The sequence below is a fragment of the Streptosporangium sp. H16 genome (assembly GCF_051918855.1).
Lineage (GTDB): Bacteria > Actinomycetota > Actinomycetes > Streptosporangiales > Streptosporangiaceae > Streptosporangium.
The window spans coordinates 150,989-163,326 of record NZ_JBPXMD010000020.1 but is presented as its reverse complement, the minus strand read 5'-3'; the positions used below and the strand labels follow the sequence as shown (position 1 = coordinate 163,326).

Sequence of the window (12,338 nt, the reverse complement as noted above, 5' to 3'; positions counted from 1 at the left end):
TCGTGGGTGGAGAGGTCGTCGGTGGAGAAGGTGGAGAAGTCGTGGTCATCGCGGGTCCTCCCTGCCATCTTTCACGTCGGTCAACCACACGTCGGCGAAGCCCACTCTCCCGACGCCCTGCAACCCGGCCCACAGGTGCCGCCCCACCCTGCCGGCGAGCCGCCACGCGAGCCGGGGCTCCGCCGGAGACTCCATGGGGGGCTCCGTAAGGGGCCCCGTCACCGGCTCAGAGTTCGTCCACGACTTCATAGACCCCGTAACCTCTCCCCTGGCTGTCGTCCCGGTAGGGCCGGAGCGAGGACGTCTGTCCCTTGTGCCGCGTCCCCTCCTCCCAAGCACGGAACTCCGCGAGGCTCGCCCACTCGCTGACCACGGCGAACTCGCCGGGTTCGAGCGCCGAGCGGAGCAGCTGGCTGTTCCGCAGGCCGGGGGTGCCGCGCATCCCGCCGTTGACCTCGCGGTAGGCCTCAACCACGGAGCCGCTCTCCTCGGCGGAGGCGGAGTAGTAGACGACGACCCGGACCTGACCGCTCATCCGCCGCTCTCCAGACGCTCGCGGCCGAGGTCGAACACCATGTTCAGGGTCGCCATGGTGCCGTGCGAGCGGTACGGGTGCAGCTTCCTGCGGTGCTCGACGTGGGCGTCGCTGCCCTCGAACTCGCGGAACCTCGCCTCGTCCACCCAGTCGCTCATGATGTAGTAGACGCTCTCCTCCTCGGCGCTCCGCAGCAGCCACTGCCCGACGTTCGCGGGGTTGTCGCCGACCACGTCCGCGACGGAGTACCAGACCTTCTCGAAGTCCCGTTCCATGCCCGGGAAGATCTGCATCCGCAGCATCACCCGGAATACGGTCGTCTCCGCCATGTCAGATCCCTCCGTCGACGTGAATGGTCTCGCCGGTCATGTATCGGGAGCGGTCGCTGGACAGGAACAGCACCGCGTCCGCGACCTCCTCGGGCTCGCCGAGCCTGCCGAGGGCGGTCATCGTGCGGTAGCGCTGCGCGTGCTCGGGGCTGAGGTTCGTCACGGCGTCGGTGTTGATGATCCCGGGCGCGATCACGTTGATCCGGATACCGCGCGGGCCGAGTTCCTTGGACAGGGACCGTGCGAGGCCGAGCTCGCCCGCCTTGGACGCGGTGTAGTGGGTGCGCAGCGGCACGCCGACCATCGCCGCCTTGGAACCGATCGCGATCACCGACCCGCCCTCGGACATCAGGGGCAGGGCCCCGCGCACCACGAGGTACATGCCGGTGAGGTTGGTGTCGAGGATCCGGTGCCACTCGTCGAGTTCGAGGTCCGCGAAGGGTACGTGACTGATGGCCCCCGCGTTGTGCACGACGACGTCCAGCGAGCCCAGCGTGCCGCGGCACTCGTCGATCAGGGCGTTCACGTCCTCCGGGCGGCTCACGTCTGCCTGCACGACGCTGTGCCGGCCCGGGGTGGCCGCCAGGTCGCTCTCCAGCCTCCCTGCCGCCTCCTTGTCCGCGCGGTAGCAGGCGACGACATTGCATCCCTCCTGGGCGAGGCCGAGCGCCACCGCCCGCCCGATCCCCCGGCTTCCGCCGGTGACCAGGGCGTTCTTTCCATCCAGTCGGAAACTCACGAGCTTTCTCCTCTGTTGTCACGGGATCGGCGGCCGTTCACGGCGAGACGGTGGCGGCCGTTCACGGCAGGGCCGCGGCGGCCACCGTGTTCAGGACGAGGGCGAGCAGCGCCACCGCGGTGCGCGTGCTGTTCCACCGCGCCCACCGCCGCCTGAACGCCTCCATGTCCCACCCAGCGGGCAGCGTCTCCGGGTCCTGCGCCCTGATCCAGCGGTTCATCGGGACATTCCTGGTCAGCGAGATGGCCACCACGGAGACGGCCGCCAGGCCGGCGACCGCGCACAGCGCGCGTACCGCCGCCGTGGGTGCCGTGATCGCCGCCGCGACGTCCGCCGCGAAGGTGATCAGCAGGCAGGCCGGTTGGAAAGGGTCGTACCTGCCGACCGCGAAGGCGTGCGCCCTGACGTAGCTGTCGGCGGCGAGCGTCATGTAGAACGGGACGACCCCCAGCACCGTGCCCACCAGCACACCGGCGGCGAGACCGTTGGCCAGGAGCGCCAGCGGCAGCAGCAGGTCCGTCATGTGGTCCCGGCCTCCCGTGCCGCCTGTTCGACCTTCTTCTTGATCAGCTCCATCTGCACCGGCGTGTTGGTGTCGATCCGCCTGGTCATCTGCTCCAGGTCCACCGGCGAGTCCGCCTTCATGCGGAAGTCCTGGATCCAGCGCATCTCCACCCCGTCGGGCACCTCGCGGTACTCCCAGCGGATGTTCATGTACTCGAACCAGCCGGTCTCGACCCGGTGCGCCCGCACGGTCCGCGTCGCCGGGTCCGCCGTGCGCTCCGATACCCAGGACCAGGCGTTGCCGTCGTCGTCGGGATGCATCGTCAGGCGGAAGCGGACCGTGTCACCCTCCCGGTGGATGATCTCGGCTTTGGCGTACTCGCTGAAGAGGTCCGGCCACAACTCGACGTCGTTGGTCATCCTCCAGACCAGGTCCGGCGGAGCGGAGATGACGATCGCCCGTTCGGTGTGTCCCGCCATGGTCAGTTCACCCCTGCCTTCCGGTTGACGTAATCGAGCACCTCGCGGGGGGTCCTCAGGTCCGTGGCCACCTCGTCGGGGACGGCCACGCCCCAGTCCCGCTCGATGCGGCTGGCCAGCTCCAGCACGGCCAGCGAGTCGTAGTTCATGTCCGTGAACGTGGTGTCGACGATGTCGCCCTCGATGTCGATCTCCTCGTCCACGCCCGCGCTGATCCGCATGAGTTCCCGCAGATCGTCGAGGTCGAAGTCCTTCATCGCTGCTCCTGTCGTTGCTTGTACGGCCGGTCGCTCAGGACGCCCGCGCCGCGGTCGTCCGTACGGCCGGTTGCTCATGGGGACGCCCGCGGCACGGTCGTCCGTACGGCCGGCCGCTCACGGGGACGCCCGCAGCACGAGCGCGGCGTTGAACCCTCCGTATCCGCGGGCGAGCACCATCGCGGTGCGCACCTCGATGACCCGGGGCTCGTCCGTGACCAGGTCGATCGCGTAGTCGGGGACCGGGTCACCGACGCCGATCGTCGCCGGGATGATCGAGTCGCGGATGGCGAGCAGGGCGGTGACGATGTCGAGGGCGGGCCCTCCGGCGTACAGCCGCCCGGTCATCGTCTTGGGCGCGGTGACCGGCACCGCCCGCTCGCCGAATACGGCCGTGATCGCCTCCGCCTCGGCCCGGTCGAGTTCGGGGACGCCGGCCGCGTCGGCGAAGACCACGTCGATGTCGCGCGGTTCCAGGCCGGCGTCGGCGAGCGCGTTCTCGATGGCCCGTCGCAGGGCCGGCGGGCGCTCGCTCCCCGGGGCCGGGTCGAACGTGGCGGCGTGACCGGCGATCACGCCGTACGTCTTCTCCGCCCCGCGCGCCCTGGCGGTCCGCGCGTTCTCCACGATGATGATCGCGCCCCCCTCACCCGGCACGTAGCCGTTGGCGTCGGCGTCGAAGGGGAGGTAGGCCCGTCGCGGATCGGTCCGCGTGCTGAGGCGCCCGTTGGCGATCTGGCAGGTCAGCCCGTAGGGGCTGAACGGGGCGTCGGTGCCGCCGCTCACGACCAGCCGGGCGCCGTCCTCCAGGACCCGGCGGGCCTGGGCGAGCGACTCCAGGGCGCCGGCCTGTTCCGCGACCACGACGCCGCAGGGACCGCGCATGCCGTGCCGGATGGAGATCTGCCCGGTGGTCGCGGCGTAGAACCAGGCGATCGACTGGTAGGCGCCGACGTGCCGGGGCCCCTTGTCCCACAGCTCCTGGATCTCGCGCTGGCCGAACTCCACCCCGCCGGAGGAACTCGCCGTGACCACGCCCATCTCGTACTCGGGCAGGTCGGCGGGGTTCACACCGGCGTCGGCCAGGGCCATGTCGGTCGCCACCAGCGCCATGTGCGTCCAGTGGTCGGTCTGCGGGATCAGGCGGCCGGGGACGTTCCCCTTCGCGGTGAAGTCGCCGACCTCCCCGGCGAGGCGCACCGGGTACGGGGACGCGTCGAACCTGCCGATTTTGCCGATCCTGCTCGTTCCCCTGAGCGTGGCGGCCCAGTGCTCCTCCACGCCGAGGCCGGTGGGGGCCACGACGCCGACCCCCGTCACCACCGGGGCGGCAGCGCTCATGCCACGAGCCTTCCGGGGGCGGTGATCACGGTCGCCGTCTGGAACCCGCCGAAGCCGCTGCCCACGCTGAGCACCACGTCGACCGGCCACTCCCGCGCCGTGTACGGGACGTAGTCGAGGTCGCACTCCGGATCGGGCGTGTCGAGGTTGGCCGTGGGAGGCACCACCCCGTGCTCGATCGCCAGCGCGCAGGCCGCCACCTCGATGGCCCCGATCGCGCCGAGCGAGTGCCCGACCATGGACTTGATCGAGCTGACCGGCGTCCGGTACGCGTGGTCGCCCAGGCTGCGCTTGAAGGCGGCCGTCTCGTGCCGGTCGTTCTGCTTGGTCCCGGAACCGTGCGCGTTGATGTAGTCCACGTCCTCCGGGTTCACCCGGGCGGTGTCCAGGGCCACCCGGACGGCCTCGGCCATCTCGCGCCCGTCGGGCTTCAGCCCGGTCATGTGGTACGCGTTGCCGCGCGTGGCGTAGCCCGCCACCTCGCAGTAGACGTGGGCCTCGCGGCGCCGGGCGTGCTCCAGGCTCTCCAGGACGAACACGGCGGCCCCCTCGCCCAGCACGAAACCGTTGCGGTCCCTGTCGAACGGGCGCGAGGCGTGCGCGGGATCGTCGTTCCTCGGCGAGGTCGCCTTGATCGCGTCGAAGCAGGCCACGGTGATCGGCGAGATCGGGGCGTCCGTGGCGCCGGCGACCACGACGTCGGCCGTTCCCTCCGCGATCAGGCGCGCGCCGTACCCGACGGCGTCGAGGCCGGACGTGCATCCCGTCGAGATGAGGGTGACCTGGCCCTCGGCGCCGCACGTCCACGCGACCTCGGCAGCCATCGAGCTCGGCACCAGATGCCCGTACAGGTGCGGGACGCCGTAGGACGGGTCGACCTGCCACTGCCGTCCCGAGTCGCTCACCACGACGTACTCCTCTTCGAGGCTCATCGTGCACCCGACCGCGCTGCCCAGCGTCACGCCGACGCGGGACGGCTCCAGCCCGGTCAGATCGAGACCGCTGTCCTCGATCGCCTCCCGGGCGGAGACGACGGCGAACTGCGCGGCCCGGTCCATCCTCCGGGCCTCGCGCGCGGTGAGCCCCTCCGCGATCGGGTCGAAGTCGCACTCGGCCGCGATGCGCGACCTGAACCCCTCGGCGTCGAACAGCGAGACCGCCCTGGTCGCGGTACGGCCCGACGTCAGCAGTTCCCAGAAGGCCCTGCGGCCCGTCCCGCCCGGGGCGACGACCCCGATGCCGGTGACGGCTACCTGGCGGCGTGTCATCTCCCGTCCCCCACGCTGAGAGAGGGCTCCGAGGCGTTGGGCAACGGCTCCGTGTCGACGTGGCCGAGCTCGGGACGCGGCGCCAGCGGGCCGAGCTGGAACACCGCGAGCGCCTGCTCGCTCCCGTCGTTCTCGACCCGGTGCCGGACCTCGATGGGAATCATGAGCGCCTCGCCCGCGCTCAGCCGGATCGGTGCCCCGTCCACCCGGACCGTCAGCTCTCCGCGCACGAGATAGAGGAACTCCTCGGAGTACGGGTGGTAGTGCTCGGACACGAACTCACCGGGCTCCAGGGTCAGCACCCCCATGAATCCCGAAGTCGATCCCACGGTCGCGGGGCCGAGAAGAACGCGAATGTCACCACCACGGCGACGATTCGGCGCAACCTCGTCGGCACTGACCTTAGATCGGGCTGTCGCCATTCAAAGTCTCCTATCCAGACGGATACCTCCGCTGAGCGTCATCATCATCACCGCACCTGCTCGAAGCATCCTCGAATTACGCTCAAAGCCGGTCGAAGAGACGGGACGGCTGTTCCCCAGCCATATTCGAGGCCGCCTCAAGTCCTGGGCGTGATACTTCATGCGGTGACCGAGAGGAGGAGCGACATACGTGATTGCCCAAATTCTCACCGCCGCCGTACTGGTCGGCAGCGGGCTCGCGGCCGGCGTGCTGTTCACTCACGCGGTGGGCGTCTGGCCCGCGATGCAGGCGATGGCACCCGATCGCTACGTGGCGGCCCACAAACTCCTGGGCCGCGCCTACGACCCGATGATGCCGATAATCGTCGGCACGTCACTCGCTCTGGACGTCATTCTCTCCGCTCTTTCCAGAAACGATACGGCGAGATTTCTTTTCATAGCGTCGGCCGTCTGCCTGGCCTGCGTCGGAGTGGTCTCACAAACCCGTAACGTCCCCATCAACCGGCGCGTCAAATCACTCGACCCCGACGCGATGCCGGCGAACTGGGAAGATCCGAGAGGACTCTGGGGAAAATGGAATCTGCTCCGTACCACATTCGCCGTTCTCGCTCTGGTGGGAAACGCCACGGCAGCCGTTTCGGCTATTTCCACCATTTGAGCGACCGGGCAGGAAACCGTCCGAGAAAGGAGAGAGCATGTCCGTGACCGGCACCGCGCGGGGCGTCGGCCTGCCCCCCGCCCGCGATCTCGGCCGACGCAGGGCCGACGTACTGGAGAGGCTGGCGACCGACAGGCACGCCTGGCTCGCGACCGGCGGCACCCCCGACGCGCACCTGGTCCCGCTCGGATGCGTGTGGGACGGAGTCCATCTGGTGATGGCGACGCAGGAGCGGCACCGGACGGTCCGCAACCTCCGCGGGCACGGCTTCGCGCGGGCCGCGCTCGGCAGCCCTGCCGACGTGGTGCTCATCGACGGTCCCGTGGAGATCGTGCCCTACCCCGAGCTGCCCGCCGACGCCCCCGCGATCCTCGCCGAGCTGCCGGTGAACCCCTCCCGAGTGCCCGGCTGCGTCTACCTCTTCCTCACCCCCCGGCGCGTTCTCGCCTGGCGGCACCGCGGTGAGATCCCCGGCCGGACGGTGATGAAGGACGGCCGCTGGCTCGCCTGACGCGCCCGGCCCGTCTCACCTGCCTGAACCCTTCGAGGAGCGCACATGTCGGAGACGACCCTGCCGCTGAGTGGCATTCCCGACTCGGCCCTGACCGATCCCTATCCCTTCTACGAGCGACTGCGCGCGGCGGGACGAGTGCATCGCATGCAGACCCCCATCGGGCTGGAGGCCTGGTTCGTCCCGCACTACGAGGACGCCCGCGCGCTGCTCGTCGATCCCCGCTTCAGCAAGGCCGTGCACCACTCCGACGGGCCCTCCGCCGGTGACAGGAAGCGCGAGAGCTCGTTCGCCAACAACATGGTCAGCACCGACCCCCCGGAGCACACCCGGCTGCGCAAGCTGGTGCAGAAGGCGTTCACCCACCGCCGCACCGAGCTCCTCCGCCCCCGCGTGCAGGAGTTCACGGACCGGCTGCTCGACAAGCTGGAGAAGGAGGGCAGGGCGGACCTCATGGAGGACTTCGCCTTCCCCCTGCCAATGATGGTCATCGGGGAGCTGCTCGGGCTGCCTCCGGAAGATCTCGCGGACCTGCGGGAGAAGACCGTCTTCTTCTTCCTTGAGGAGAGCTACGAGGGCAACCCCGTGCAGCGCTTCCGGGAGAAGCAGGCCAGCATCGGGGAGTACGTCAAGAAGCTGATCGAGCACAAGAGGCTGAACCCCGGCGAGGACCTCATCCACGGGCTGATCGAGGCGCGCGACGGCGAGAACAGGCTTTCGGAGAAGGAGCTCGTCGCGACCGTGATGCTCCTCATCTTCGCGGGCTTCCTGACCACCGTTAACCTGATCACCAATGGGCTCCACGCGCTGCTCGTCAACCGCGACCAGCTCGCCCTGCTCGCCGCGCGACCCGAGCTCATCAACTCCGCGATCGAGGAGTTCCTCCGCTACGAGAGCTCGCTGGCGCTGATCGAGGGACACGCGACGGAGGACATCGAGATCGGGGACACCACGATCCCGGCCGGCTCGCTGATCATCGTGTCCGTGCACTCGGTCAACCGCGACCCGGCGGCCTTCCCCGACCCGAACCGGCTGGACATCACCCGCAACCCCAACCCGCACCTGGCCTTCAGCCACGGGCTGCACCACTGCCTGGGCGCCCCCCTGGCGCGGCTCGAGGCACAGGTGGCCATCAACGCGGTGCTGAAGCGGTTTCCCGATCTGACCCTCGACTGCGCCCCCGAGGACGTGACCTGGCACCGCGACTTCTTCTCACGGTCCCTCCACGCGCTCCCGGTACGGCTCGCCCCCTGACCTTCCCTCGCCCTCCCCGGCACGGCCCTCGCGTCCCGATTCCCACCGCGCGCTCCCGGTACGGCCCGCGCGCCGCCCCTTCCCCCCTCCGACCGCCCCTTTCGTTCCACACCTATCAGAAAGGAAGCCGGATGTCCCTTCCGGAGAGCGCACTGCCCATCGTCAGGACGGCGACCGGATTCTTCCAGGCACAGGCCCTGTTCGCCGGGATCGAGCTGGGGATCTTCGCCCGCCTGTCCCGCGGTCCCGCCGACGCCTCGGAGATCCAGCAGGAATTCGGTCTGCATCCCTCGCTGACCCACGACTACCTGGACTCGCTGGTCGCGATGGACCTGCTGTCGCGGGACGGCTCCCAGTACAGGACGACCCCCCTCGCCTCGGCCTACCTCGACCCCACCAAGCCCGAGTACATCGGCGGCTTCCTCGCCTTCAACCAGCGCCGGCTCTACCCGGCCTGGGGCACCCTCGGCGCGTTCCTGCGGTCGGGCGAGAACCTGGCGCAGAAGTTCTCCGCCAATGGCGACTTCACGTCCGAGCTGTACGCCGACCCCCGACGGGCCCGTGCCTTCACGGAGGCGATGGACGGCTACGCGGTACTGCTCGCCCGCCCGCTCGCCGAGAAGTACCGCTGGCACGAGGTGAAGTCCTTCACCGACCTGGGCGGATGCCGCGGGCTGCTCACCACGAGAATCGCCGCCGCCCACCCCCACCTGCGCGGGGTGACCTTCGACCTGCCCCCGCTGGAGCCATTCTTCGACGAGCTGGTCGACGCGGTGGGAGGGGAGACCGACCTCCGTGACCGGGTCACCTACCAGGCGGGCAGCTTCTTCAGCGACCCGCTGCCCGACACCCAGGTCTACATATTCGGCCACGTCCTGCACGACTGGGTCGACGAGCGCCGCCGCGAGCTGGTGGGGCGGGCCTTCGAGCAGCTGCCCCCCGGCGGCACGCTCCTCGTCTACGACAGTATGATCGACGACGAGCGCCGCGAAGGCGTCTTCAACCTCCTGATGAGCCTCAACATGGCCATGATCAGCGGCTCGTCGGAGTACACGGTCTCCCAGGGGGTCGGATGGCTGACGGAGGCCGGGTTCACGGTCGAGGAGCCGGTCGCGCTCAACGAGCTCACCACACTGCTGGTCGCCAACAAACCGCTCTGAGCGGGAACCGCGGGCCGCAGGGCGTTCCGGAGCGCTGAGAGGACCTCCCGGGGGATCCGCTCAGCGGCTCCGGCCGCGTTTCGCGGCCGTCCCCGCACGAGGGCACCCGTTCGCGACGATCCACGACGGCCGGTTCGCCCCTTTCCTACGCGCCATATCTGGCCTGTGGCAGAATGTGATGAATGCGTTTCCATGCTGACCTGCATATTCACTCGAAATACGCTCGGGCCTGCAGCAGAGACAGCGATCTGGAACATCTGACATGGTGGGCGCGGCGCAAGGGCATCGCGCTGATGGGCACCGGTGATTTCACACATCCGGTGTGGTTCGAGCAGCTGCGCGAGAACCTCGTACCGGCGGAGCCGGGGTTGTTCCGGTTGCGCGAGGAACGCGCTCCGGACGTCCTCGGTCCGCCGCCCGCCGGGGTGGCCTCCGACCAGGTGCGATTCATGCTGTCCACCGAGATCTCCACGATCTACCGGCGTGGCGAACGTACCCGCAAGATCCACCACCTGGTCTACATGCCGGGCTTCGACGAGGCCGCGGCGTTCAACGCGAGGCTCGAACGGATCGGCGACCTGAGCGCGGACGGGCGGCCCGTCCTCGGCATGGACTCCCGCGCCCTGCTGGAGATCACCCTGAGCAGCGGCGACGGCGCCTACCTGGTGCCCGCCCACGTCTGGACGCCGTGGTTCGGCGTCTTCGGCTCGAAGTCCGGGTTCGACACGATCGAGGAGTGCTACGGCGAGCTCTCCGAACACATCTTCGCGCTGGAGACCGGGCTGTCCAGCGACCCGGCCATGAACTGGCGGGTCTCCGCCCTCGACCGCTACCGGCTGGTCAGCCACTCCGACGCCCACTCGCCGCCCATGCTCGGCCGCGAGACCACGGTGTTCGAGACCGACCTCGACTACTTCGCCGTCCTGCGAGCGCTCCAGACCGGGGCCGGGTACGCGGGAACGACCGAGTTCTTCCCCGAGGAGGGCAAGTACCACGTCGACGGGCACCGCAAGTGCGACATCCGGATGGACCCCGAGGAGACGCGCGGGCGCGACGGGATCTGCCCCGTGTGCGGGAAGCCGCTCACGGTGGGCGTGCTGAACCGGGTCCAGGAACTGGCCGACCGGCCCGGCGGTTTCCGGCCGGAGGGCGTCGCGGGCTTCCGCAACCTCGTACCGCTGCCGGAGATCGTGGGCGAGATCCTCGACGTGGGGTCGAAGAGCAAGAAGGTCCTCAAGGAGGTCAACAGGCTCACCGCCGTCCTGGGACCCGAGCTGGGCATTCTGGAGGACGTACCGGTCGACGACATCGCGGCCCACTCACCGCCGCTCGCGGAGGCCGTCGGGCGGCTGCGCCGCGGCGAGGTGATCCGGGAACCCGGGTACGACGGCACGTACGGCGTGATCAGGCTCTTCGAGCCGGGCGAGCTGGAGCGGGCGGACGAGGCCGCCGCCCCAACGCTTTTCTAGGCTTCCGTACCGCCTCCCGGTGCCCCGCTCACCGGAGCGCGCTCATCCTGGCGAGAGTGGCGGCGAAAAAGGACCGCGGGGCCTGCGCGGCCACCGTGAACGCGTCCGCCGCGGTGTCCACATCGGTGAGACGGGGCATCAGGGCGACGCTCAACCCGGCCTCCCCCAGCCTCCGCAGCTGGATCTCGCCGGTGGTCGGTTCCGGCATCGGGACGCCGAGCAGGAGAGCGGGGTCGGGGGCGCGCAGCCCGAGCAGCCAGAACCCGCCGTCCGTCGCCGGGCCGAACACCGCGTCGTAGGCGCTGAGCAGGGACAGCGCATAGACCAGCATGTCCGGGGTGACCTGCGGGGTGTCCATGCCGATGAGCACGACCGGACCGGGCAGGAGCCGGTGGGCGTCGTCGAGGGCCGCGGCGAGCCGCTCGTCCGGCCCGTTCCCGCGCTGCGGCAGCACCGTGAACCCGTGCGGGAGCCAGGGTCCCGGGGCGCCGTCGAGCGCGAGCACTCGCCGGGCGACCGGGACGCGGGCGACCGCGCGCAGCGTGTCCTCGAGGGCGGCGGCGGCCAGCGCCGCGGCCTCGTACGCGGTGAAGGGCGGGATCAACCCGAGCTTGGCCTTCCCGGCCACCGGCTCCCCGGCGATCACCACGACCTGCCCTCTGGGCAGCCCGCCCTGGGACGGTACGCGCCGCGATGACTCACTCCAGGCTCGCTGGTTCCGGGACGCCTCGCCACGGAGTGTTTCGTCCCGGGGACCATGGAGTGTTTCGTCCCGGGAAAGTTCGGCCCGGGTGTACGGAAACGGGCCGGTGCCGTACCACCCGTTCCCCGCGCCGCTCATGCGTCCGCTCGATCGGCCACGACCCGGCGTGTCAGGGCCGCCCGCTCGTCCTGGCGGGACGACATCACGTCGATCTCCATCGTTCGACGCTAAGACCGTCGGACAGGCTCACCCTTGAGGGACGGCGGCATGCTGCCAAGAAATGACCAGTTCAGGCCCATGGTCAGAGAATGATCGGAAATTCGGGCGGCCGGGTTCCGGCGGCCCCGGCCTCACCGGCCGGGTCCGCCGGCACCCGGCCTGACCTCCCCCACATGGCCTGCGTGAACTCCTACATGGTCTGCGTGAACTGCCGGGAACTGCTCTCACTGCTGAGGTAGCTCTGGTAGCCCGGCCCCCACGTCCAGGTCTCCGTACGATCGCCCTTCCTGACGGTCACCGCCCCGAAGAGCGAGCACTCGCCCGGCACGGCGGGCCGGGGCGGGATGAGAGCGGCGGACGCGACCGGCGCGGTGAGCGCCACCATGAGGGCGGCGAGGGCGGCGGTGGTGATACAGCGGGCAACGGACATGGGTTCTCCCATGACGTGCGGATGTTTCCACGGAGATATCGCCTTTTTTCAGGAAAGAC

17 protein-coding genes are annotated in these 12,338 nt (G+C 69.8%); 5 read left to right on the top strand and 12 right to left on the bottom strand.

Features of this window, described 5'->3' with window-relative positions:
• Window positions 1-45: 45 nt before the first annotated feature.
• The 10 genes from ACTOQ2_RS29480 to ACTOQ2_RS29435 form a co-directional block, all read right to left on the bottom strand.
• The gene (locus ACTOQ2_RS29480; protein ID WP_440103941.1) at window positions 46-195 is read right to left on the bottom strand and encodes a hypothetical protein; all 150 of its coding nucleotides are present in this window, start codon (window positions 193-195) and stop codon (window positions 46-48) included.
• A gap of 31 nt (window positions 196-226) precedes the next feature.
• A complete protein-coding gene (locus ACTOQ2_RS29475; protein WP_440103939.1) occupies window positions 227-535 on the bottom strand; it encodes an antibiotic biosynthesis monooxygenase family protein in 309 nt (102 codons plus the stop codon).
• Window positions 532-864 (bottom strand): antibiotic biosynthesis monooxygenase family protein, encoded by a 333-nt coding sequence (locus ACTOQ2_RS29470; protein ID WP_440103937.1) that lies wholly within the window; start codon window positions 862-864, stop codon window positions 532-534. Before ACTOQ2_RS29470 ends, ACTOQ2_RS29475 begins: the two co-directional genes overlap by 4 nt.
• 1 nt (window position 865) lies before the next feature.
• Complete coding sequence (locus tag ACTOQ2_RS29465) at window positions 866-1,603, bottom strand: SDR family NAD(P)-dependent oxidoreductase (protein ID WP_440103935.1); 738 nt, start codon at window positions 1,601-1,603, stop codon at window positions 866-868.
• A 61-nt stretch (window positions 1,604-1,664) separates the two neighbouring features.
• Window positions 1,665-2,126 (bottom strand): anthrone oxygenase family protein, encoded by a 462-nt coding sequence (locus ACTOQ2_RS29460; protein WP_440103933.1) that lies wholly within the window; start codon window positions 2,124-2,126, stop codon window positions 1,665-1,667.
• Complete coding sequence (locus ACTOQ2_RS29455; RefSeq protein WP_440103932.1) at window positions 2,123-2,587, bottom strand: SRPBCC family protein; 465 nt, start codon at window positions 2,585-2,587, stop codon at window positions 2,123-2,125. The genes ACTOQ2_RS29460 and ACTOQ2_RS29455 overlap by 4 nt, the downstream gene beginning before the upstream one ends.
• 2 nt (window positions 2,588-2,589) lie before the next feature.
• On the bottom strand, window positions 2,590-2,844 hold the full coding sequence (locus ACTOQ2_RS29450) for an acyl carrier protein (protein ID WP_440103931.1): 255 nt from the start codon (window positions 2,842-2,844) through the stop codon (window positions 2,590-2,592).
• A 117-nt stretch (window positions 2,845-2,961) separates the two neighbouring features.
• Entirely contained in the window at window positions 2,962-4,185 is a 1,224-nt protein-coding gene (locus tag ACTOQ2_RS29445; RefSeq protein WP_440103929.1) for a ketosynthase chain-length factor, read from the bottom strand.
• A complete protein-coding gene (locus ACTOQ2_RS29440) occupies window positions 4,182-5,453 on the bottom strand; it encodes a beta-ketoacyl-[acyl-carrier-protein] synthase family protein (RefSeq protein WP_440103927.1) in 1,272 nt (423 codons plus the stop codon). Before ACTOQ2_RS29440 ends, ACTOQ2_RS29445 begins: the two co-directional genes overlap by 4 nt.
• Window positions 5,450-5,761, bottom strand: a complete 312-nt coding sequence (locus ACTOQ2_RS29435) for a cupin domain-containing protein (RefSeq protein ID WP_440103925.1) — start codon at window positions 5,759-5,761, stop codon at window positions 5,450-5,452. Before ACTOQ2_RS29435 ends, ACTOQ2_RS29440 begins: the two co-directional genes overlap by 4 nt.
• A gap of 304 nt (window positions 5,762-6,065) precedes the next feature.
• Between ACTOQ2_RS29435 and ACTOQ2_RS29430 the strand changes: the two genes are divergently transcribed.
• From ACTOQ2_RS29430 to ACTOQ2_RS29410, 5 genes are all read left to right on the top strand, one after another.
• The gene (locus tag ACTOQ2_RS29430) at window positions 6,066-6,533 is read left to right on the top strand and encodes an anthrone oxygenase family protein (protein WP_440103923.1); all 468 of its coding nucleotides are present in this window, start codon (window positions 6,066-6,068) and stop codon (window positions 6,531-6,533) included.
• A 37-nt stretch (window positions 6,534-6,570) separates the two neighbouring features.
• Window positions 6,571-7,044, top strand: a complete 474-nt coding sequence (locus tag ACTOQ2_RS29425) for a pyridoxamine 5'-phosphate oxidase family protein (protein ID WP_440103921.1) — start codon at window positions 6,571-6,573, stop codon at window positions 7,042-7,044.
• A 45-nt stretch (window positions 7,045-7,089) separates the two neighbouring features.
• On the top strand, window positions 7,090-8,298 hold the full coding sequence (locus tag ACTOQ2_RS29420) for a cytochrome P450 family protein (RefSeq protein WP_440103919.1): 1,209 nt from the start codon (window positions 7,090-7,092) through the stop codon (window positions 8,296-8,298).
• Between the two features lie 131 nt (window positions 8,299-8,429).
• Window positions 8,430-9,458 carry a methyltransferase gene (locus ACTOQ2_RS29415; RefSeq protein WP_440103917.1) on the top strand — a complete coding sequence of 343 codons (1,029 nt, stop codon included), beginning with the start codon at window positions 8,430-8,432 and terminating at the stop codon, window positions 9,456-9,458.
• Window positions 9,459-9,640: 182 nt separating this feature from the next.
• The gene (locus tag ACTOQ2_RS29410; RefSeq protein WP_440103915.1) at window positions 9,641-10,927 is read left to right on the top strand and encodes an endonuclease Q family protein; all 1,287 of its coding nucleotides are present in this window, start codon (window positions 9,641-9,643) and stop codon (window positions 10,925-10,927) included.
• A gap of 28 nt (window positions 10,928-10,955) precedes the next feature.
• On the opposite strand, the gene ACTOQ2_RS29405 is transcribed toward ACTOQ2_RS29410, so the two are convergent.
• Together ACTOQ2_RS29405 and ACTOQ2_RS29400 are read right to left on the bottom strand one after the other, a co-directional pair.
• A complete protein-coding gene (locus ACTOQ2_RS29405; RefSeq protein WP_440103913.1) occupies window positions 10,956-11,576 on the bottom strand; it encodes a TIGR04282 family arsenosugar biosynthesis glycosyltransferase in 621 nt (206 codons plus the stop codon).
• A gap of 463 nt (window positions 11,577-12,039) precedes the next feature.
• Entirely contained in the window at window positions 12,040-12,279 is a 240-nt protein-coding gene (locus ACTOQ2_RS29400) for a hypothetical protein (protein ID WP_440071283.1), read from the bottom strand.
• Between the last annotated feature and the right edge of the window lie 59 nt (window positions 12,280-12,338).